This window comes from Carnobacterium sp. FSL E2-0243, from assembly GCF_038003605.1.
Taxonomy (GTDB): domain Bacteria; phylum Bacillota; class Bacilli; order Lactobacillales; family Carnobacteriaceae; genus Carnobacterium; species Carnobacterium maltaromaticum.
In genome coordinates, this window is the sequence record NZ_JBBOPM010000001.1 from 2,050,733 (window position 1) to 2,073,795 (window position 23,063).

Annotated in this window: 21 protein-coding genes and 1 riboswitch; of the genes, 4 read left to right on the forward strand and 17 right to left on the reverse strand. The window is 33.6% G+C overall.

Features of this window, described 5'->3' with window-relative positions; all coding sequences use genetic code 11:
- Positions 1 to 11 precede the first annotated feature (11 nt).
- The 9 genes from MHI00_RS09640 to MHI00_RS09680 all read right to left on the reverse strand — a co-directional run bounded on the left by MHI00_RS09640 (position 12) and on the right by MHI00_RS09680 (position 9,762).
- The gene (locus MHI00_RS09640; RefSeq protein ID WP_010049555.1) at positions 12 to 1,199 is read right to left on the reverse strand and encodes a betaine/proline/choline family ABC transporter ATP-binding protein; all 1,188 of its coding nucleotides are present in this window, start codon (positions 1,197 to 1,199) and stop codon (positions 12 to 14) included.
- A 276-nt stretch (positions 1,200 to 1,475) separates the two neighbouring features.
- A complete protein-coding gene (gene cls / locus MHI00_RS09645) occupies positions 1,476 to 2,924 on the reverse strand; it encodes a cardiolipin synthase (RefSeq protein WP_010049554.1) in 1,449 nt (482 codons plus the stop codon).
- 126 nt (positions 2,925 to 3,050) lie between these two features.
- Positions 3,051 to 3,659: an energy-coupled thiamine transporter ThiT gene (thiT, locus tag MHI00_RS09650; protein WP_035065963.1), complete on the reverse strand. Its 609-nt coding sequence runs from the start codon at positions 3,657 to 3,659 to the stop codon at positions 3,051 to 3,053.
- Between the two features lie 73 nt (positions 3,660 to 3,732).
- Positions 3,733 to 3,835, reverse strand: a riboswitch (TPP riboswitch).
- A 138-nt stretch (positions 3,836 to 3,973) separates the two neighbouring features.
- Complete coding sequence (locus MHI00_RS09655) at positions 3,974 to 4,483, reverse strand: hypothetical protein (protein ID WP_056998698.1); 510 nt, start codon at positions 4,481 to 4,483, stop codon at positions 3,974 to 3,976.
- A gap of 131 nt (positions 4,484 to 4,614) precedes the next feature.
- The gene (locus MHI00_RS09660) at positions 4,615 to 5,532 is read right to left on the reverse strand and encodes an AraC family transcriptional regulator (protein WP_341113144.1); all 918 of its coding nucleotides are present in this window, start codon (positions 5,530 to 5,532) and stop codon (positions 4,615 to 4,617) included.
- An 89-nt stretch (positions 5,533 to 5,621) separates the two neighbouring features.
- The gene (locus MHI00_RS09665) at positions 5,622 to 6,449 is read right to left on the reverse strand and encodes a phosphatase PAP2 family protein (RefSeq protein ID WP_341113146.1); all 828 of its coding nucleotides are present in this window, start codon (positions 6,447 to 6,449) and stop codon (positions 5,622 to 5,624) included.
- A 5-nt stretch (positions 6,450 to 6,454) separates the two neighbouring features.
- Positions 6,455 to 7,564, reverse strand: coding sequence for an alpha/beta hydrolase (locus MHI00_RS09670; RefSeq protein WP_341113148.1), 1,110 nt, complete (start codon positions 7,562 to 7,564; stop codon positions 6,455 to 6,457).
- 426 nt (positions 7,565 to 7,990) lie between these two features.
- Positions 7,991 to 8,926: an ROK family protein gene (locus tag MHI00_RS09675; RefSeq protein WP_341113151.1), complete on the reverse strand. Its 936-nt coding sequence runs from the start codon at positions 8,924 to 8,926 to the stop codon at positions 7,991 to 7,993.
- Positions 8,927 to 9,333: 407 nt separating this feature from the next.
- Positions 9,334 to 9,762, reverse strand: a complete 429-nt coding sequence (locus MHI00_RS09680) for a helix-turn-helix domain-containing protein (protein WP_341113154.1) — start codon at positions 9,760 to 9,762, stop codon at positions 9,334 to 9,336.
- 163 nt (positions 9,763 to 9,925) lie between these two features.
- Between MHI00_RS09680 and MHI00_RS09685 the strand changes: the two genes are divergently transcribed.
- The 3 genes from MHI00_RS09685 to MHI00_RS09695 all read left to right on the forward strand — a co-directional run bounded on the left by MHI00_RS09685 (position 9,926) and on the right by MHI00_RS09695 (position 12,112).
- Positions 9,926 to 11,122, forward strand: a complete 1,197-nt coding sequence (locus MHI00_RS09685; RefSeq protein ID WP_341113156.1) for a serine/threonine-protein kinase — start codon at positions 9,926 to 9,928, stop codon at positions 11,120 to 11,122.
- Positions 11,123 to 11,264: 142 nt separating this feature from the next.
- Positions 11,265 to 11,816: a DUF5067 domain-containing protein gene (locus tag MHI00_RS09690; protein WP_341113159.1), complete on the forward strand. Its 552-nt coding sequence runs from the start codon at positions 11,265 to 11,267 to the stop codon at positions 11,814 to 11,816.
- The gene (locus tag MHI00_RS09695) at positions 11,780 to 12,112 is read left to right on the forward strand and encodes a hypothetical protein (RefSeq protein ID WP_010049526.1); all 333 of its coding nucleotides are present in this window, start codon (positions 11,780 to 11,782) and stop codon (positions 12,110 to 12,112) included. The genes MHI00_RS09690 and MHI00_RS09695 overlap by 37 nt, the downstream gene beginning before the upstream one ends.
- A gap of 488 nt (positions 12,113 to 12,600) precedes the next feature.
- Here the strand turns inward: MHI00_RS09695 and MHI00_RS09700 are convergent, their stop codons facing one another.
- Together MHI00_RS09700 and MHI00_RS09705 are read right to left on the reverse strand one after the other, a co-directional pair.
- Positions 12,601 to 13,824, reverse strand: a complete 1,224-nt coding sequence (locus MHI00_RS09700; RefSeq protein ID WP_341113162.1) for an amidohydrolase family protein — start codon at positions 13,822 to 13,824, stop codon at positions 12,601 to 12,603.
- A gap of 31 nt (positions 13,825 to 13,855) precedes the next feature.
- Positions 13,856 to 15,169 carry a citrate transporter gene (locus MHI00_RS09705; protein ID WP_390882023.1) on the reverse strand — a complete coding sequence of 438 codons (1,314 nt, stop codon included), beginning with the start codon at positions 15,167 to 15,169 and terminating at the stop codon, positions 13,856 to 13,858.
- A gap of 343 nt (positions 15,170 to 15,512) precedes the next feature.
- On the opposite strand from MHI00_RS09705, the gene MHI00_RS09710 reads away from it, so the two are divergent.
- On the forward strand, positions 15,513 to 17,135 hold the full coding sequence (locus MHI00_RS09710; protein ID WP_332629409.1) for a PucR family transcriptional regulator: 1,623 nt from the start codon (positions 15,513 to 15,515) through the stop codon (positions 17,133 to 17,135).
- 58 nt (positions 17,136 to 17,193) lie between these two features.
- On the opposite strand, the gene MHI00_RS09715 is transcribed toward MHI00_RS09710, so the two are convergent.
- From MHI00_RS09715 to MHI00_RS09740, 6 genes are all read right to left on the reverse strand, one after another.
- Positions 17,194 to 18,219: a nucleoid-associated protein gene (locus MHI00_RS09715; protein ID WP_010049521.1), complete on the reverse strand. Its 1,026-nt coding sequence runs from the start codon at positions 18,217 to 18,219 to the stop codon at positions 17,194 to 17,196.
- Positions 18,220 to 18,380: 161 nt separating this feature from the next.
- Positions 18,381 to 18,653 carry a hypothetical protein gene (locus tag MHI00_RS09720; protein ID WP_010049519.1) on the reverse strand — a complete coding sequence of 91 codons (273 nt, stop codon included), beginning with the start codon at positions 18,651 to 18,653 and terminating at the stop codon, positions 18,381 to 18,383.
- A 120-nt stretch (positions 18,654 to 18,773) separates the two neighbouring features.
- A complete protein-coding gene (locus MHI00_RS09725; protein WP_341113169.1) occupies positions 18,774 to 19,265 on the reverse strand; it encodes a GNAT family N-acetyltransferase in 492 nt (163 codons plus the stop codon).
- Positions 19,266 to 19,382: 117 nt separating this feature from the next.
- Entirely contained in the window at positions 19,383 to 21,425 is a 2,043-nt protein-coding gene (locus MHI00_RS09730; protein WP_010049511.1) for a heavy metal translocating P-type ATPase, read from the reverse strand.
- A 266-nt stretch (positions 21,426 to 21,691) separates the two neighbouring features.
- Positions 21,692 to 22,447 carry an HAD-IIB family hydrolase gene (locus tag MHI00_RS09735; RefSeq protein WP_010049510.1) on the reverse strand — a complete coding sequence of 252 codons (756 nt, stop codon included), beginning with the start codon at positions 22,445 to 22,447 and terminating at the stop codon, positions 21,692 to 21,694.
- Between the two features lie 5 nt (positions 22,448 to 22,452).
- On the reverse strand, positions 22,453 to 22,950 hold the full coding sequence (locus MHI00_RS09740; RefSeq protein ID WP_010049509.1) for a GNAT family N-acetyltransferase: 498 nt from the start codon (positions 22,948 to 22,950) through the stop codon (positions 22,453 to 22,455).
- Positions 22,951 to 23,063 lie beyond the last annotated feature (113 nt).

A 23,063-nucleotide genomic window follows, 5' to 3' on the forward strand; every position in this document is an offset into this window, starting at 1 on the left:
AGTTCCCCTCTCTATTCATTGCTTTCCGTAACAGCTTCCAATTCAGTTTCACTCTCTACCTTTGGGGTGTCTTCAACTTCCTCATCGCCCCAAATTGTGTCATAAACGACATCAACTAAACTGGCACGAGTCACAATCCCTACTAGCAGACCTTTTTCATCTACAACCGGTACATACTTCAAACCACGTTTTAAAATACGTCGAACTGTATCTCGTAAAAGTGAATCTTTACGAACAAAGAATGCGTTTTTATTCATGATATCTCCAACGCTCGTTGCTGTTTTATGATTGTAGTCAATACTTTCAATGTCAATATAGCCTTTTAATACTCCCGCATCATCTGTAACTAAAAGCGTATCAACACGTTTTTCACGCATCAAACGAATCGCATCTGTTAAAGATTTTCCTGGTGTAATTGAAACTGGCGTTTTCAACATTACTTGCTCAACTGTTTGAATATTTGGTCGAGCCTGGATCAAACGTTCATGTCCAATAAATTCTTCTACAAACTTATCAGCTGGTTCACGTAAAATATTATCTGGTGTATCAAATTGAATCACACGACCTTCGCGCATAATCACAATTCGATCCGCTAATTTTAAAGCTTCATCCATATCATGAGTAACAAAAATAATCGTTCTACCCATTTCCTGTTGCAATTCTTTGACTAAATCTTGCAACGCTTCACGAGTAATTGGATCTAATGCGCCAAAAGGTTCATCCATTAAAATAATATCTTGGTCTGCCGCTAACGCACGAACAACACCAATTCTTTGTTGTTGACCACCTGATAGTTCAGATGGGTAACGATCTAAAAATTCATCTGGTAAATCGACTAATTTAATTAAGCGTTCCGCAATCTCTTTTCTTTTTTCATCGGACCATTTAAGTAATTTTGGCACCATTACAATATTTTCTCTAATTGTCATATGTGGCATTAATCCAATTTGTTGGATGACATATCCAATCTCACGACGTAATTCAACTGGATCTTTTTTCGCAATATCCTCTCCGTTAATTAAGATTTGTCCTGAAGTTGGTTCAATCATACGATTAATCATCCGCATAGTTGTTGTTTTCCCACTACCACTGGTTCCAATAAAGGCAATAAATTCGCCTTTCTCAAAGCTTAAGCTAACGTCATCGACAGCTTTTTTTCCACCTTTGTATACTTTAGAAACATTTTTGAATTCTAACAAATCCTTCACCCCGTTGATTTTAATTTTATTTTTAAAAATTAAAACAAATTTAATCTTGTCTAAACTCTATTATCCATGAAATAGGGCAATATTTCAAATCGAAAGCTTAAGAAAGTATCTAATTTAATGGATAAATACTACTATACCAGTCATTCGAGCCGACTATTTTTATTTTAAAAGGGACTCTAACGACATGACTACGTGATTAATTCAGCTGATCTATAAAAAAATAGCTTATCTATCCACTTCATAAGTAGACAAATAAACTAGAATTTTTTATAAGATTGGTGACAGTAAGCGTGAAAATTCTTGCTTAAACTTCATCCAACGGCTCTGATTCGCTAAAATCTCTTTCGTTAGTAAATAACATTCTTCCATGTCTTTTTCATATATTGCTTTTAATTCCATCGCAACTACTGGATCATAGACAAAGGCATTAACCTCGAAATTTAATTTAAAACTTCTAAAATCTAAATTAGCCGTTCCAACAGAAGCAATTTCACCATCAATCACCATTGTTTTAGCATGTAAAAAGCCATTATCATAAATATAAACCTTGGCACCTGCCGCTACCATTTCGCCAGCATAGTAAGTTGTTGCACGGTACACAAAAGGATGGTCTGGCTTATTTGGAATCATGATACGAACATCAATACCTGACATGGCCGCAATCGATATAGCATCTAGGACACTATCATCTGGAATAAAATAAGGCGATTGAATGTAAATTGATTTTTTTGCCATACTAATCATCTTAATATAGCCTTTTTTTATTTGCTGCTGTTCTGAATCTGGTCCACTTGAAACAATTTGCATATTCGATTTACCCTTATTATGAATAATAGGAAAATACTCTTCCTTATATTCAATTTTATGCTTATCTACTGCTGCATTCCAGTCCATTGCAAAACGACTTTGTAAGGCTAAAACAGCATTTCCTTCAATTCTCAAATGAGTATCACGCCAATAACCGAATTTTTTATCTTTGCCTAAATATTCATCGCCGACATTAAACCCACCAACATAGCCTATTTTCCCGTCAATCACAACAATCTTTCGATGATTTCGGTAGTTAAGACGCAAATTAATAATTGCCCAATGAGATCCGAAGAAGGGTTCGGCTTTCCCACCTAAACTTTCTAGTCGTTTAAAAAAGCTATGTTTCGTTGATCTGGAACCCATCGCATCATAGATAACTAAAACTTCAACACCTGCTGCTGCTCGTTCTTCCAAAGCAGCCAATACACGTCTGCCAAGTTCATCTTGATGAATTGTATAGTAAAGCATATGGATATGATGTTCCGCATTTTGTATATCAGCGACTAATGAATCGAATTTTTTGTGACCATCAATAAATAATTTAATTTTATTCCCTTTGGTTACAATAGATTCATCGCTTTCTAAAAATAAACTTGCCATTTCTTTCGCATTTTCAGTTGCTTGTGTAGTTGATAGTAACTCATCCTCTAAAAGCATTTCTTTTTGCGCCATTACAAGCTCTTTCATTCCCATACTTTCTTGCGTTTTAATATCGAAAATCTTTTCACGTGAAATTTTTTTCCCAATAAACAGGTACGCAATAAATCCAACAATAGGCAGTAATACTAAGACTAATAGCCAGGCCCAAGTCGCTGCTATATCACGTTTTTCTCTAAAAACAGTTAAAATAGCAAAAACAGTATTAATAATAAATATGGCTTGCATTACCAACATAAATGTACTCATGAAAACCTCCTAATTAACTCTATTATATCCTTATTATTCTACTATGAAGTAAGAGAATAAGCTACTAATAGTTGTCAATAGTCTAAAAAGAAAAAATCCCCTGCTAAAATAGCAGAAGATTCTTTTTTATTTAGAATTTAGAAAGGTTGATCTCGCACCTTTTAATAAAAAACGGCTATCTTTTGGAACAAATAAAGCTGGAGCCTTAACAGCAAGTATACTCAATACCATAATTGTTGCTATAGCCGTTGCTAGACCACTTGCGCCATTCATGACTAAAGAGAAAACAACTGGACTCATGCCACCGAAAGCAAACTCACCCCAGAAAACAACACCAGCAACAAAATGCCAGAAATAGCGAGCAACTGTTCCAACTAAAGTGCCAATAATAATCCACTTCATCCAATCTTTACGGCTATTATTTTGAATCGCTAGTTGTACATTTTTAGCAAATAAACCTGCAAAACCAATAAATAGGAAAGCAAATAAATATTCGATTAAAACTTGTGGCACACTTAAAAAATAAACCTTTCCAACAACAAAATGTAAAACTCCCCATAGAAAACTTGCTACAATCCCTGGAACAAAACCTCGTCTAAAACAGTATAAAGTCATCGGAATCATGCCTAACGAAATCGAAAAACTTGAACCAATATCGATTGGAATAAAAGATAAAGCCATAGCTAATGCGGCAATAATCGTTCCTTCAATCCAAACACCTAAATTTTTACTCAACAAAAAAACTCCTCCTTGTGTGTAGAACAGGGCCACACAACAAAGGAGGAGCTCGAATTATCATTTAATAATTACTTCGCCCCGTCACAATCCCTACGCTCGTACTAACGAACAGGTTCGAAGGGTTAGAATCAAAGATTCAATCTCAGCTGAAAACAGCACCCCTTTGTGATGGTTGTTCTATTTAATTTGTGCATTATCGCTAATACTTTTACATAGTAACAGGGTTTTCATAGTTTGTCAATCACTGTAATACTACCCTTTAGTAGTCTATCTTTCAATTTTAAATTTATCATTTAGCCTTTTTCAAATCATCACACAACTGTTGTATCTTTCATCGTGATATGACTATGCTGATAGTCACTAATTGACAAATCAACTACAATATAACCTATTACAGCAGCCATTAAACCTGCAGTAAAGATTTTAAAACTAAAACCTATAAAATGATTTATTTTATCAATACCTACTATTTTGGGCACTAAAATGAAAAATGTCATTGTGATGATAGATGTCATTAGCGTTAACAATAGGACACGTAAAACAGTTGCTTTTGGTAGCTTATTATAAAGTTGACTTGTCTTAAACTCAGATACATCTATTTTTCCTTTTAATAATTCCTTGCGCATATTGACAAACCCGATTAAAGAGCATGCGCCTCCTAAAAGTAACAAGCCAACAAACAAATCTGTGGTAATATCATTGAATGTTAACTGTCCAGAGAATTTTCTGAAATTAAAAATGTAAAAAATACCATTAATAATAATATTAATAATTACAAAATCTGTTACAATTTTTTTAAACACATACTTTTTCATACTCATCTAACTCGCTCCCTTTTTTATAATAATTTATATTATTACTATATCAAAGAAAACGCTTTCTTTGTTGCGGATTAGTAGCAATAAAATAGCTGATTATTGATAGTATTTTTCAATATATCAGCTATTAACTATTAATGTTTAGGCTTGTCAGTATTGTGATCAAGAATTGTAACCACTCTATTTTTCCGATATTGTATTGGTGTCTCATGATACGTCTCTTTAAATTGTTTAATCAATGCTTTTGAACTTGGAAAACCATGAAGCATACTTATCGTCTCTATGGTCTTGCGACTATTGACAATATCTGGAAAAGCACAATACAGGCGGTAATCATTTAAGTAATTCAAAAAAGTTTTTCCAAACGTATCTTTAAATAGTCTAGAAAAGTGTTCACGAGAAAAACTAAAAGTTTTCGCCATTTGTTCGAGAGTTAAATTATCCATGTAATGCTTATGAATATATTCCAGAATATGCTTGTTAAGCGCTTGACTACGGCGATATTTCTGAGAAGTTGGTTCTGCTTCTTCTGACTGGTAGTAAAGACACAAATGATAGATAATCTCAATTAATCGTGCTTGTATTTGTAAATGACTATAGGGTTGACTCTCATAGTATAGTGACATAATTTCACGAAATAATGTAGTAAGCATTTGATAGCCATTATTAGTTGTTCCCATATCAAACCGAATTTTCTCAACAGCAGGGATAAATTGTTGGATGAAATCATATGAAATAATAAAACAAATTAATTCAAAATTCTCCGTTGGAACGCTACTAAGTTCATGTATTTCTCCAGAGTTTACAACAAAAAAAGATTCATTTTCATATATTTGTTCCTTATCATTTTGACGGACATGAATGGTGCCTGAGACAACATATGTCAGCTCAATACTTCGGTGCCAATGTGGCGGAACAAATTGAAGGGTCGCTGCATCAAACTGATAACTGCGACCATCCGGCAATAATAACGGTCGGTCATGTGAAAAGTGTAAAATTCGCATTGGTAAATTCTCATCCATTTGAACAGATTCATAAGTTGTTCTACTCATCATGATTCCACCTTTTATGTTAGAGGGTAATTTTTTTAACTACGCCCCCTCTTTTACTCTTGATTGAACGTTAAGTTTACATTATTCTCTTATAATAGCATAGTATTCTCACTGTTTTGAGGCATAAATTTATATTTCAAGAAGAAAAATAGCATCATTGAAATCAGCATGCCGACAATTACATCTGTAGCAAAGTGCGCTCCCATCACAATTCGGCTAATCATTACAAGAACAATCCACACAATAGCAGTCACTTCTAACAGTCTTTTTTTCCCCACTAGAGATTTTACAAATGTTGGCAACAAGCTGATCCATAAAAAAACTGTTGCGTTAGCAGCATGACCAGATGGAAATGACATAAATTCATTATTTGTGGTCAAGCTTTGCGGCAAGTACCATCTCGTAAATTGATTCGCTGGATCGGTCATTTCTCTAAATCGCATCCGACCCCATAACATTTTAAGAATTGTAATTAGTAAGATAGCAGAAATAGCTAGTAGCAAACCAACTTTAGCTGCTTTTCTTAGATTCATATGTTGAGATGTTGGGACGGCCCTAGCTAACAAATAAAAAAACAAACAGGTCACAAGAGTTAGGACCAACTTCAACCAGAGGGGTATGGAAATATGCATACCACTCATCATGACTGAAAAGAAAGAAAAAAGTAACATTAAGGAACTAAAACCTATTTTACCGACATAAAACGACCAATTGGTTCTTTTTTTCGTCGTTACAACTAACGCTGCAGCAGAAAAACAACCAATATACGTCATTGGTAGCTCACCTATTGCTTCAAAAAACTGACCATAATGAGAACTAGTGTTGAAAAGTGCTTTGGAAATCTCTATATCATAAAATGTACAAATTAGTAACAATGTCATTATTATCACAAAAAAAGTAATCTTAGCCTTTTTCACTTTTCTCAACTCCTATGTTTTAAAATAAAATTGCCCATTTCAATTGCGCAATCTTCACTTTGTGGTAAAAAACCGATTCGATCAATATATGCATGTCCTAATCCTTTGTAAACAATAGTTGTTGTGTCAACTCCCTGCATAATTAATTTTCGGGCGTACGCCAATGTTTCAATTTTAAGAAAATCATGTTCCCCAACTGTCACAAATGTTGGCGGCATCTCACTACTAACATCCATATACGGTGTTAAATACTTATTCAGCAAATCTTGTGTCCCTAAATAGACTCCTAAACCGTCTGTTGCACCACTTAACATATCCAGTGACAAGTTAATCGCTCGGGCTTGTTTTTTATAGATATCAAATTTATCTTTAGAAAATCGAACATGCTCATCATCAATCCCCCCCATGTTAACTGTTGGATATAAGATTAGTTGCCCTTTGACTAAATTAAGCTTATCTTCTAACGATTTATTCGTACAATAGAGCGTTAAATTACCACCAGCACTATCTCCGGCTACAAAAATATTCTTTGGATCACCACCAAAACGGCTAGCATTTTCATGAATCCATTTTAGCCCATTGTAACAGTCTTCATGACCTGTTGGGTAAGGATGCTCGGGTGCTAAACGGTAGTCAATTGAAAAAGCAACAATATTTGTATTAGCAACAATCAGCTTTAAAGCATCTGTCACAACATCGGTACTTCCACCAAAAAAGCCACCACCATGAATAAAATACAAAACTGGTGCATCGACAACTGGCTTGTCTTGTTTAAAACAATAAATAGGAATTTTAAATCCATCTGCAGCCGTTACAAAGTCTGGAATGACTTTAACCCCTTCTTCAATGATTGGTGTACTATCAACACTGTTAAACATTTTTCTTAATTTAGGTAAAGATTTCATATCCATTTTCATGTTCATCATTCTTTTGGGCATAAATTTTGTTAGTAGTGCCATGTTTTTCATCTCTTTGTACAACCTTGGATCCATAGCTCCTTTGATATCACAATCTGGAATTGGTTTAAAAAGGATATTAACGTCATCGACTACCTCATTTTTTTGTTTCTTAATTATGTCAGTTAGTAGCTTTTTATCATATTTTCTCGGCATCATAAATTCCCCTCTCTAATTTAGTTTACACATATATTCTAGCATTGAAAACGATTTCTATGTTGCTTTTAGTTAAGTACTTTATAGGCAAATATTGATGTTTATTTTTTTACCAATCTGAAGATTTCAAAAAATATTTATCTAATACGCAAATACTCCAATGATTCCACTAAGAAAAGGTCATTGGAGTGCTTAATTAACTTAATAGTTGCTTATTCTTAGATCTTTATCCTCGTCAGGCTTATCGATATGAAAATGACGAGGATGAAAGCATAATTACGGTCAAATTATGTTTCTCTTCCCAGTACTGGATTTTGTCCCAGACAAATAGTCAGTTTAATTAAATTAAAGATAACCATCCGATATAATCTATTTGAGCTAAGGTCAACTTGTGTTAGTGCTATTTTCCATCTCTCCATTCTTTTTTAGTCAACTATGATAGTCCAATTGTTTTTCTTCAATTTGAATCAATAAGTGATACAACGCTCCCATTAAGCCCGCTTCATTTCGAAATTCACAAGCTACAATACTAATTGGGTGTATCATTTCTAAGATCCCCTTTGATGTTTCACGCATTAAGCGATATTGTCTACATATCTCTTCGATCAGCAGCGGTTGTTCACTAATTCCTCCGCCGATAGCAACCCGCTCAAGATCCACTACAGTTTGAATATTTGAAATAATAATAGCAATGTTTCGGCAATACTCTTCAAACAATGGTTGAATTAAAGCGTTGTTCTTTTGCAATTCTTTGAATACAATTACCCCATTACTTGTAGGTAACTGAAGTAAATTTGAAGCCTCTTCGATGAAACGAACAGCAGATCCCATACTTCCAGCAATTTCCGATAATGCAATTGGCGAATCCCTTGACATTAACATATAACTTATTTCACCAGCCTGAAAGTTAGTACCTTCAAGTAAATTTCCATTAATCACCAAGCCGCCACCAACTCCAGTTCCTAATGTTATAACACCACCATTTGCAATGCCTTCTAGCTGCCCACGCCATAACTCTGCTAGCGCTGCTGCTTTACCATCATTAATTATCGTACAAGGAATGGAAAATTCAGTTTCAATATAAGTTTTAATCGAGAACTTATCTAAATAAAGTAACGCACCACCAAAATAAACAGTCCCTGATTTCGTATCGATTTTCCCAGGACAACTAAAGCAAACCGCCCTAATAGTCGGCAAATAAGACTGAACAATTTGCTTAATTGTTTCAAGAAAATCAGCAAGATTAATTGGTGTTGTTACTTTTGCTAAACAAATAATATGTCCACTTTTATCAATTAATGCATGTTTGATAAACGTGCCCCCAACATCCAAACTTAGATAGTATTTCTCATGTGTTCTTTCCATCTTTGGCTCAACTCCCTACTTATTATTTTCAAATTCTATTGAATATGATGCTATTAGCCTATCATTTAAAACGCTTTCTTTGTTGCTAATAATTATGAAAAAAATAGGCAAATAGTAACACATTTGATAACTAGCAAAAAAACAACCTATATTAGATAAATCAACAATAGGTTGTTCAGCTATTTATTCTAAATTTATAAAGATAAATGCAACTTTTTTAATTGTTTAAATCGGTTCAACTGTTAATATGGCCCACAACTCTCATAATTAATAAATGAATTCCAACGAACATACAAATAGTCTAGCTTTCTTGGCTCTACCAGAAATGTAGTAAAATTTAATGATATATTTTAGACCTACCTAACTCTTTCCTGTTTCCTAGTCGTTCAATTTATCTCACTCACTCGTTACCCATCCGAAAAAGTTTTTAATTGCGCATCAAATAATAACTCGTCTATTTCAAGTAAGCTCTGACTATGACTCATCCCAAAAATAACGATGGCATCCCATTTATGTTTTGGGTAAAGTTTTGCGTAGCCTGTTTTCTTCAATAAGTCATTGGTTTCATCCACATCCATACCAAAGCCTATCGCTAGCGCAATTAATTTTTCTCTAGATGGTTTCCGTTTCCCATCAAAATATTGGTAACCAGTCGCTTCAGAAATACCTGACTTACGCATAACTTCTGCTTTCGTGACATTTTTCTTACTTAGTAACTCTGTCAAATAGAGTTTAAGCTCTTCTTCAATTAAATTTTCCTGATGTTGGCTAAATAGCGTCTTAAAGTCTGTTGCTTTTTTTAATGAATGCATTAATTTATCTGTATCTTTTTCCAATTTTGACACCTGCTTCTTTTAGATTATGTGATTATTATAACAATTTGTGACCATTTATTCAGATTTATTTTTATTCCCTTCAAACAAACCTGTTCTTTACCTGACAATTTGCTATAATAAAATTGATGAAACATTTGTTTAGTAAAGGAGATACTAACGACCTATGAATTTAGAAAAAGGACACTATAAAGAGATTGAAGCCTTGACAGAAAAAGAAAATGGACCTGTTTTGGTGCGTAATATTCAAACAAAAGAATTTTTTGTTCGAAAAAAATACGCTCTGACATTACAAAATCGTTTAGAAAAACTTAGTTTAATTACTCACCCTCATCTACCTAAAATTGAAGAAATCGTGACTTCAAACAATGAACTTTGGCTATATGAAGAATTTATCCACGGGAAAAATTTACAAGAATATATCCAATTGAATCAACAATTGCCTACTGAAACTACTTTAGAAATTGCTAAAAGTGTGACAGAAGCTTTAGTAGTCCTCCATGAAAAAAACTTGATTCACCGAGACATAAAACTAACCAATATTATGATTTCAAATGATGGTGTGATTAAGTTAATTGACTTTGATGCAATTCGTTTCTATGATGGAACAAAAGATACTGATACTGTTAACTTAGGTACACTAGGCTTTGCTGCTCCAGAACAATTTGGTTTTGCCGAAACAGATGAACGTAGTGATATATATTCACTTGGCGTCGTATTGAATGTTTGCTTAACAAAAAATTATCCAAAAGATCAGCTGACAACAAATGTTTATTTGAAGGATATTGTCCAAAAATCGATTAAGCTGGATCCAAGCAATCGATTCCAATCTGCTAAAGATGTGCAAGCTGCTATTCATCAACAACTTACTCTTTTGAAGATAGAAAAGAATCACCCAAAACAGAATCCAAAAGTATCGGTAGAAAAAAAGCGACTCGTTCCTAAAACATCTATTCAAAAAACCGTTACAAAAGAGCAATCAAATTTTATTAGGCATTATGTACCTGGCTTTCGTACCAATCAACTATGGAAAAAGGTCATCGCTTGTTTTGGCTATCTTTGTATTTTTCTTCTCTACTCTATCATGCTTTCTAGAGGTACGCCGCTAGACCGCTTTTTAGAAGGTATCACTTATACAGTTCTTTTTATCTTTCCTCTTATTATTTTGACTAACTTTCTCTCAATAAAAAAATGGATTCCTTTTATCCACTCCAATAAGCTCTGGGCGGTTTGTTGTGGCTGGCTATTGGTTGGTATCTGTTGGTTTTTCCTTAGTGGAATCACTATTCAAATCTTCGAAAACCTATACTCCCCTGAGTTTATTGAACAAAGAGAACTAAACTCTACTGATTCTAAAACATAACTTACTAAACTTTTAGGCTAGGATAACAATCCAAAGCCTTTTTTATTTTCCTGAAACTATGCTTCTTGCATAGGACTTTTCCTTCTAGTATCGGCATAATTGTATTTGTAAGACGGACTAAATAATAAAGGAGAAGATGAAAATGAAAAATGTAAAAAAAATAGGTTTAGGTTTGTTCATTATGAGTTTGGCAGGTGTCGCTTTGGGCTGTAGTTCAGACACTTCAACTAAAAAAGCAGAGACAAAAAAAGAAGATAAAACTGAGGAAGTAAAAAAAGACCAAGCAACGGATAGCGGTGATTTAGGTGACTTCCATGTTGCCATTCAAGATTTTTCTAGAGGACAAGATTTCGAAGGCTCTGAAGTTGGAATTGTACAATATGAGTTCACAAATAATAGTGAAGACAATCAAATGTTCACTGTTGCGATTAGTCCTAAAGTCTTTCAAAATGGTGTTGCCTTAGATAGCGCTGTTATGACTGAAGATGGTTTTTCTGATGGCTTAACTGAAATTCAACCTGGTGCTAAGATTACGATTAAAACAGCCTATAAATTGGCAGACACTGAAAACCCAGTTTCCGTCGAAGTCAGTCCTACCTTTAGCTTAAAGGATGAAAAATTGCCTCCTATTTACTTTACAGTAAATAGGAGGCACTTATGCGTAAAACAATCGGTATTATCTCTATTATTCTAAGTGTTTTTGTCGGCTTCCAATCAATGATTGCAGGTTTAGGCAATACTCTTTCGCAAAACAATGAAATTGGTGGTTCAACTGGATTCTTGCTTTCAATTTTATTATTGATTGCTGGAATTACAGTTTTGGCATCTAAAGGTGCAAAAGGAATGTTAATCTTTAGTATGCTTTTATATGCAATTGGTGGATTATTAGGATTTGTTGGAGCAGGAAGTTATAGTGATTTAGTTATTTGGTCCGTCATTAGCTTGCTCTTTGCTGTCCTATTGCTTCTTCAAATTAGAAAAATCCATTAATAGCCACAAAAGAACGAATCAAGTTTGAGTTTAGGATAGAACTCTCTTGATTCGTTCTTTTTTTGTTTCATACTATGTAAAAAGATACCACTACTCCTTTAAGAAGTTAGGTATCTTCCACTATGATATATAAGATAAATTAGCTATGTCGTGTTCCTATGGTATATTGGGTAAATCAACTATGTGGTCATTCTATGATATATATGATAAGTGAATCATTTCATCGTTCTACAAAAACAAAATAGCATTGCTCTTGTCTATACATCTACTATAACGAACCTCTAGAAACATATCAATATCCAAAAGACTTCCTTCACTTTTTATACTTATTTCGTACACATTTTTGTGACATTTAGCTTTAACAGCTACTATAATACTTAAAATGTGTCCTTTTACATACACAAAACAGTGCTTAAAAGGTTTCTTTAAGATAAAAATAAAGCAATAAACTATAGTCTATTGCTTTGTTTTTAAGTTACTACTCTTCTTTAACGATAAATAATCGTCTCTTTATGACTTTCAACTGTTATTTTCCCATTTTTAATAACAAATACTCGTTCTGGAATATCAATGATTGCATCATGTTTCAACAAGGTGTCTAGTAAAACCAGATCCGCTTGTTTTCCAACCCCAATCCCATAATTCGTTAGACCAATAGCTTTAGCTGGATTTTCTGTAATCATTGGAAAAACAGTTGGTAAATCGTCTGCTCCACCTAAATGACCTACAGGAATTGCTAACATGGCTGTTTGTAAAATATCACCATTCCCATAAGGAGTAAATGCATTCCGAATGTTGTTAGTCGCAATACACATGTTAACGCCACCGTCTCTGAGCTTTCTAATTGGTGTTACAGCCCGTCTAACATTATAGGCATCATTACGTGCACCCAAATGTAAATCAGTCGCAGGCAATGCCATAACACTAATCCCAGCTTCTGCAATTAAGGCAATAATTGGATCCAACTGTTCCTTTGGCAATGCATGTAACGCTGTCAAATGGCCCACTGATACACGACCTTGATATCCTTCTTCAATGGTTTTATGGCAAAGATATTCAATTGATATATCTGTCGCCTCATCACTAAAATCTTGATGTAAATCAATCGGTTTGTTATACTTTTTAGCAATCTCAAAAATCAAATCAATATGATCATTAGCTGGCGAATCATTGTACGGAATTCCCCCAACTACATCTGCACCCATCTCCATCGCTTCGTACATCATTTTTTCGGTACCTGGTGCTTTAAAGATACCTTCTTGCGGAAATGCTACAACTTGAATATCGACTAAATCTTTGTACTCTTCCTTCAATTGCATAATTGTTTCAAAACCCGTAAAACCTTGCGCTGGATCAAATTCTGCATGTGTCCGAATTGCTGTTACACCGCGAGGAATAATCATTTCTAATGCTTTTTTAGCGCGAGTATAAATATCTTCTTTTGTGAACGTTGGTTTTAACTCAGCCGTCACCTTGATTGCTTCTTGTAATGTACCCGATTTATTTGGTTTACGACTTGCAATCAGGGCTTTATCTAAATGAATATGACTCTCAACAAACCCAGGAACTAAAACCTTGCCATTTGCTTCAATAATTTTTGTAGCTGGTTCATTAATCTCTTTTTCAATTGCACTTATTTTTCCATCTGTAATTCCAACATCCATTAATTCTTCATCATCATTTAAGCGTACTTGTTTTAATAAAATATCCATTTTCATGCTCCTTCATATCGTTTTATTTTCTTTAAGCAAAGACTAATGAAATCACTAAAAGTAATACTGATGCTAAACTAATCCATTTAATATTCCCTTTTACAACATCAAGAATTGGAATTTGGAAACCTGAAGATAAAGCTTGCATCGTAATATTTACAAAACTCATTTGACTACCTAAACCAACACCAATCGTCACAAAACCTAGTGCTAATGGCGTAAAGCCTAATGAAACAGCAACAGGTAAAACCAACGTTAATACTGACCCCACGTAAGCTCCTGCTGGAATCCCAATTAAAATTCCTGTTAAAACCGCAACTGGTACAACTAAGAAGGCTGGTGCATGATTTGCCACCCCAGCAATGACAGCAAATGTGCCTGTTTCAGCAATAATATTGATAAAGGCTAAGAAAATACCGACTTGGAATAAACGAGTTAAGATATACGTAGATCCATCTACCATTGCTTCAACTGATTCATTTAAATTGAATTTTGTACAAATAAAGATTAATAAAATTGTAACGACCATATAAACTAACGGTGTAAAAATCGCAACTCCGACTAAATCATTAACTAATGGTCCAAAGATTACTGCAAATAACAAGAATATAGCGGGTAATGTAATTTTGAATAATTGTCCGTTACTTAGGCTTGAGTATTCATCCGTTGCATCTTCTTTAAATCCAACTTTGCGAAGTTTTGTTCCAAAGAAAGCTAATAAAATAGCAATAATCACAAATACTAACCAATAAGGACGCATTGTTGCAACATATTCACTAACTGTCACATCACCTAATTTTGATACGATACTAGACTCTAGAGATGCTGGTGAAGTTGTAAATGAAACTGCAGCAGCTAAGGACATCGCAGCAATTAATTCTGGCACAACACCAACTGCTGCAAAAGCTAAAGGTGCAATAACCATGGCACTTCCGCCACCAATTCCTGACATATAAGTTGCAGCAGCAAGTAAAATAACGATAAAGGCTGACACATACTCAACTTTCCCTTTTGTCCCCCGCTTAGCTAATGTTAGTGCCGCGGTATAACCACCTGATTTAAATACAGCCATAGCAATAGCAGAATTAATAATTGGAACAGTAATACTTAACATTGTAGGAATGGTTTCTAAAAATTGAGTATTGGCTTCTGCCAGTCCAATCCCACCAATCAACATTGCTAAAATACCACCGGCTAAACCGGCAATAATCATATCTACTTTTAAAAATAATAGCGTTAACACTAAGACCAAAGGAATGATGGTAACAAATGCCATAAAACCAGTTGGTGTTTTTACTGCTTCAATTCCCGCTGCATAGGCAATAGTCGGTAAAGCCGTAATCATTAAAATAAGTGCTAGTAGTAATCCTTTTTTCTGATTCTTTTTCATTTTCTTTCTCCTTTATATTTTATTTTAAACTAGTTAAATTGCCCCCAATACAACTAATCTATCTCAACTATAAATAAATTCAAGCCTAGATTGCAAGCAAAGCGGCTTTTGATTTTTAGCTTTTCTAAGCGAGAGTAAAGAAGTTATTTGATAGTTTCATTGTAAGCGTTCACGTAGTTTTTTACATTAGTCTTTTCAGATAATATCTTGACAGCTTTTTATCTATAGAAGATAAAACTTTTCACTAGACAAACTTACTTAGATTGATTATTCTATTCAATAAGAAGGGAGCTTTATTATGCCGATTTTATTAACAGATATTCTAGACTTAGATTCACTTGGCGACTCTCGAATCATTAGCGGTACAGATGGGTTAACCAACGAAGTTTCCGATATTATGGTTATGGAAGCTCCCGATGTTGAAAATTGGAGCAGTTCTGGTCAATTAATTCTAACTAGCCTTTATAGCATTCAAAACTATACTGAACAACAACAATTTGCTTTTATTGAAAAATTAGCTCACTTAAAAATAAGTGGTCTTATTATTAAAATAGATCGGTTTGTGGAACAAATTCCCAATGGTTTTATATTAGGGAGTCAACAATTTAGTTTACCAATTATTGAAATCCCTAATAAGATTCGTTATACGACTATTTTAGTTGAGGTCATGCAACTTTTATCCAATCATAAAGCTCGTTTACTAAATCGTTATCGAGATGTGCATAGTTACTTTTCCATTTTAGCGCTCAATCAAGCTACGATTGGCGATATACTCTCTGCTTTGGAAAGTTATATTCATAACCCTATTTCTTTATGTACGGAAGACTTCAATGTTTTAGCTACAACTGATAGCCGACTTAATCTGTGTGACATCCAAGATGAAGCTGAAATTGAAGAAAAATCAGAGGTTAATTTTACTTATCAACGGAAACTTGTTTCCCATCCTAATTTTGCTGAGGCTTCATTTTGGCAATTAGCGATTCCAATCTATACAAATGAAGTTGGCAAAAAATTATTGATTATTCACGAAATCAATCATCCAACACGGGAAATTGATTTTATGGCGATTGAAAATGCAGTAATTGCACTACAAATGGATATGTTAAAACAGTTTGCAGTTCGAAATGTCAAACAAAACTATCGAAATGACTTATTTGATGATTTACTCTACGGAAAATGTGCGACTCCAGAGCAGCAAGTTGATTATGCGCAACAAATTGGACTGTCAGCAAATACAGCATATCGGGTCATTGTCTGGCAATTTAGCAATCAAAAACTTACGACACAACCGAGTTTTGAAAAACGGAAAAAATTAGCAGATTGCGGGCAACAATTGATTGATCGGATTAAACAACACTACCCAAATATTGCTTACAGAATTCGTAGTAATCGAATTGTTTTTATCATTGAAGATACTTATTTTCAGCCGAAAAAAAGCATTGATTTCAGCTCAATCATGAAAAAAATCTATCAAAATTGGCAAGGTGAATCAATTTTATTAAATATTGGTATCAGTGATCCATGTACATTAAAAACACTTGATAGCGAAAGTAAAAAATCTCTGCAAATCATCCGCCAAGGACAAGTTTTCTTAAAAACAGATTTTATTCTTTTTTATCAAGACTTAGGTATTTATCGTGTCTTTGCTGAACTTGAAAAAAATACAGAGTTAACAACTTTTATTCCTGCTAAGCTAAGTATTTTAATCGATACGTATCCTGAATGGATTCCCACATTGAAAATTTTCTTAGATGAAAATCAAAATTTAAAGAAAACTGCTGAGCAACTATTTGTCCACTATAAAACAATTAGCTATCGATTAACAAAAATTAAAGAGTTGACCACTATTAATTTTGCAGATGCTGAAGAATTATTAGCTATTCAAATGGGCTTACGCATTTATTTATTACAAAACCGCTAATACAAAAGAAAAAGGTGCAACGAAACCCATAGTTTCGTTGCACCTTCTTCTTTCTTAACTAAAAATAAATTTTCAAGTACCTTTTTTGTTCGACTTCATCGAAGCCTTCAGTAATTTCATTCTCCATTAATTTATTTACATCTTTTACCATTACTGAGATGTTATTATTAATTTTGATTTTATTTTTAACTTTTTTACTAAATTTATCTTTATTTTCTTGATTTAATTTAAAATTATCCGGAAAACTAACGTCATGACTTTTTTCATAATTTTCAACAACCGTTTTAAACTCATCTTGTTTCGCTTCTGCTACTAAAACATCTGCAAAATCCTCTAGATTAATTTCTTCTTGAACCTCTAAATATTCTTGTGCCTCTTTAATAAAAGCTGATTTACCAACAATTCCATCATCATCTTTTTTTACAAACTCTGCACAAACATTAATAAAACTTTCGGCTAAAAATTGATCATTTTGAATCTTTTCAATAGCCAAAAATAATTGTTTCCAATACACACTATCATTACGATTTAAGCGATCCAATGCTACGACACGATACCCGTCCTTAGCACTAAAATTAAACACAATAGCCGCCTTATCAATATCGCTTTTAGTAATACCTTTTTCATAACCAATCGACACAGCCTGATTATTGTATTCATTTTTTAGAAAGACTTCTTTATTTTCAACTTTGAAAATTCCAATTGCATCAGTTAATTCGCCTTCTACAATACAATCACTCATATAAATTAACCATAAATCACCCGCTTTAACATTTGGATGGCTTGAAGCAGCATAGAGTTGCTTCACTAAGTTAACAGAACCTTCAAAAAAACTCGTTTCTTCTTCAAATACATCTTTAATATAATTATAGGATTCATTATATTCCAAACTAGTTGGATGGGTAAAATGATGGAATTTTGCTTCTTTAAAGGAAGAAAGAAAAATCTCATGTAACACTTCGCTCATCTCTTCGTCTAACTCTTCAATACTATTTTCAGAAATCTCATAGCCCTGTTCTTGCGCTTTATTTCCTACATAATGAACCAAAATCTGCTTCATTTTTGCATAAGAAAAATCAATCATTTCAACACCTACTGACTTTCTACTCTATTTTCTAATTCAAATTATAGTATACACTAGTCGGAGATACATTTCTTTATTTATTCTGTATTCCACATAAATAGACAACTTCTTTTTTTAAAGAATCGATCCTTCAAAAAAAGAAATTGTCTATTTCATTCATTTTAGCCTTCAAACTCTAAATTTTTTAAAAGCATCTTGATTGAATGTGTACTTTCATTAACTTGGCTAACTTTACGCTTCATTCGTTTTAAATCTAAATGATTTTCAACCCATTCTTCTGTGTAGCCACAATCTGAACATAAAAAACGAGTCACAGGAATACTTTCTAAAATGGTCGTTCGCAATTGATTAATTGTTTCTCCAATCATTTGCTTCCCCTCAATTTTTAAAATATCTGCCGATTCACACTTCTTGCATTCATTGACATGTTTCATATTTTCTCTCCTCCCCATTCAAACAACCGCTTACATAAACCCCTAAACTAAAGATAATTCTTACAGTTTCTATAAGCAATATCTTTAGTTTAACATTAATTATTTTAAAAATCCACTTATTTAATGATTGTTTAAGCTTTTCTCCATTTTATAATTAATAAATTCTTGTCCATTAAGTTGCACAACTTGTTCTTTTATTGAGATAAAACCTAGGGATTCAAAAAATGGGCGTGCTGTTATACTGACATTTGCCGTTATTTTTTCGCTTGATTTCTTTTTAAGTTCCTTCATTAAATAAAGAAATAGTTGTTTTCCAATTCCCTTTCTCTGATAATCATGATGAACAAAAAATAAATTCAACTCATTCAATTGGGTAAATTCTAAAAAGCCAACTAACTGATTTTTAGAATTTCGAGCAAGATAGGTCTGACTACTCCGAAGTTTATCCGACCATTCTCTTTTACGTTTTGCTTCATGCTCTTTTCCTTGCCAAGCAAGAATCTGGTCTTTCGTGTAATCTTGATTATTAACAGATTCAATCGTTCGGTAAAATAGCTCAATAATCTCACAAATATCTTTTTTTTGAAATTTCTCTATCTGAATTTCTTCCAAATAATCACCTCATTTATTTTATTCATTTAACAATTTTAAAATAAACTCACTTCAAAAACAACTAAGAAAAAATAAAAAGTAAGAAATACGATTTCTCATATTCTTACTTTTTACAATTTATTTGATTCTTAACGTAAGTGCATTTAAAGCCACAATTACCGTACTTAGTGACATCAAAATCGCACCTACTGCTGGACTTAAGATAAAACCAATCGGCGCTAAAATACCAGCAGCTAATGGAATGGCAATAATATTATAGCCTGCTCCCCACCATAAGTTTTGAATCATTTTTCGCGTTGTATTTTTTGCTAATGAGAGAAAATGTAAGATATCATTTGGATCACTTTTAACCAAAATAACATCCGCAGAATCAATGGCAATATCTGTTCCTGCACCAATCGCAACTCCTACATCTGCCCTTGCTAAACTTGGTGCATCATTGACACCATCTCCAACCATCATCACAACTTTTTTATTTTTTTGATAATCTTTCACAATTTTTTCTTTATCTTCTGGCATTAAACCTGCATAAACCTGATTGATTCCTAGCTGATTGGCTACCATTTCAGCTGATGCTGCGTTATCTCCAGTTACCATCACTGGTTCAATCCCTTCAGCAATCAGAGCAGCTATCATAGCTTTAGCTCCAGATTTAATTTTATCGCCTTGAGCGATTAAGCCAACAGCCTCACCTTTGCGAACTAGATAGCTAATTGAATTGCCTAAACTAGCTAATTCTTCAAAATGCTTTTTGTCATAAACAATCCCCATCTTTTCTAAATAAGCCGCCGTTACAATAGAAATCTCTTCTTGATTAATTTTACCTGACAAGCCAATTCCTGGCATGTTTTTCGTTTCAGTAGCGACTGGAATAGTCACTTTTTCTGCTTCTGCCTTCGTTAAAATCCCTACAGCCAAAGGATGAGTAGATGTCCGTTCTAGAGCTGCAAAGTAAGCTAAAATTTGTTCCTCTGAATACTCTTTAGTTAAACTTTCAACTGTATGAACTTTAAAAGCCCCTTCAGTTAAGGTACCTGTTTTATCCATTAAGATACTATCAATTTTTTTGGCTGCTTCTAAAGCATTGCGATTCCGAATCAACAATCCATTTTTAGCACCTAATGAAGTCGAACGTGCCGTTACTAACGGAATAGCCAAACCCAATGCATGGGGACACGCAATCACTAGGACAGTCACCATTCGTTCTAAAGGCGTAGTCAATTCTTTAGTTAAGAAAAACCAGATAATGAAGGTAAAGATCCCAACAAAAAGCGCTACATAAAATAGCCATTTTGCCACTTTATCTGATAAAGATTCTACTTTTGATTTTTCTTTTTGAGCATCTCCAACTAAATTCATTACTTGAGCTAAATAACCCGTATCTCCTGTTCCAGACACCTCAATAGTCAAAGTACCGCTGCCGTTTACAGCTCCTCCGATGACCTTATCACCACGATTTTTTTTAACCTCTTTTGCCTCACCAGTTACCATAGATTCATTGATCGAAGATTGACCTTCAACAATTTTACCATCGGCTGGAATTTTTTCACCCGCTTTAATTAAAAGTAAATCTCCTACCTGAACCTCTTTTAATAAAATCTTTTTACTTGAACCATCTTTTTCCAAGCGATTAGCTTGAGTTGGCAAAAGTTCAGCCATTTTTTTCAAAGCATCTCCAGCATTGCTCACAGCGCGCATTTCAATCCAATGGCCTAATAGCATAATTACAATTAACGTAGCTAATTCCCAAAAGAAATCCATTATATGAGCATTGGAATTAATAAAATGATTCATAATAAAGGCATATAAACTATAAAAATAAGCCACTGAAATACCTAGTGAAATTAACGTCATCATTGCTGGACTTCTATCTTTCAGCTCCATTTTAGCACCACTTAAAAATGGTTTTCCACCATAAATAAATAGAATCGTTGCTAGAATTAAAACAAGCCAATCAGATCCTGGAAATGTAAATTGAAACGGTAATTCCATGCCCATCATAGGAGATAAAATAATAATTGGAATTGCTAAAACTAATGACCAGAAAAATTTTACTTTTAAATTACCCATATGAGCCATATGTCCCATACCAGGCATTGATTCGTGTGACATATGATCCATCTCATCGTGAGACATCATCGAATGATTATGTTCGTGCATTTTCGTCCACTCCTTTTCCGTTTACATTTGTAATCGATCTATGCTAGTAGTGTACAACGTTCAAAATAAATTGTCAATGAATAAAACTTAACTCCTCAAAAAAAGCTCGTTGAACCTATTAACTCTGACAGAAAAATAAGAAATTGGAGGAATAACACTTTTCGTCTTTTTTACCAGTTATCTTTTTTCCGAAGAGTTGGTTCATAAGATCCAGCTTAATAAAAAAGTTGCTAAACCAATTCTTTTTGGTTTAACAACTTTTCAGCCTAATCTTTTAGTTCATCTAGTTTTTCAATAATAGCTTCTTCTATATCCTTTTGTGATTGACCATTTAACGTTTCACTTGCATAAGGAGTTAAATTTTTATACGTTCCAACTTGGATACCTATTTTAGCTTCCTTAAACATGGAAATATCATTTTGATCATTGCCAAAAGCAATAAATTCTCCCGTTTTAATCCCTATTTTCTCTAATGCAGACCACTTGCTTATCGCCTGAGGACTAATATCAATCACATTTTCATCTCCATGGAAATGATAGACAACATTTAATAAAAGTAATTCTTTTTCAAAAGCAGCTAAATCTGTAGCTGTTAAAATCAGCACCTTTACAATGGAAGTTAATTCATTGACATAAACCAATTGTGCTTGTTTTAAAGGATCAAGACCTAATTTAATCGGGTGAGTATCCGTTCCAGTATATGCATAATTCCACTCACTATCAATTAAATAAGTTGCTTGGTATTTTTCAATTAAGTACAATAACGTTTGCGTATCTGATTGACTGAAGCTAGCTATTTTGCTAATTTTCGTTTGTTGGGAAATAAGTGCACCATTTCCACCAATTAATGTGTGTCCATAAAAATAAGGATCTATAACAGGCAATAAATCACGAATGGGGCGTGCTGAGGCAAAAATAATTTCATGATCAACAGAAAGCTCTTTTAAATAATTCATCATTCTCGGTGAAACAGGTCCTCCGTTGAAACAAATGGTTCCATCTAAATCAAAAACAAACTTCACCCTAACTACTCCTTACTAGTTTCATTAATATCCATTTCAAAAACAAATTGAACGCCTTTGATTCCGTGAATTCTTCTTTTCGTATCATAAAATCCAGCTTTCAAATAAAGCATTTGGGCACTGATATTTCCATGATTCACTGCTAAAACAACTTTTTTTATACTTGGAAATTTTGTTTCAACAAATCCATGAAGCCGTTCTAAAGAAAGCTTTCCATACCCTTTCCCTTGAAAACGGTCATCGATTGAATACGCTCTTAAAAGAACTGTATTTGGTTCATCTGTGTAAATTTGAACATCCATTCCAATTTCCAAAATAAAAAAACCAGCCAAATCATTCTCAACTAAAATTAAAATAGGGTATTTTTCAATAATATGCAGGCTTTCAGTCATCGCCTCCATCGGCATAGTCGTATATTGACTATCCTCCAGTTGGTAACTTTCAAGTATTGGACCATCAGCAACAACAGCTTCTCGTAAATAAATATCTACCATGTGACTCATCTGTGCACCAACTTTCTTTTTCGTGATAATTTTATTATAACATGTTTATTTTCTCTAGTAGAAGCAAAAGCTATCTTTAATTAAACTAAAAATCAAGTTAGACATTTTGCCCA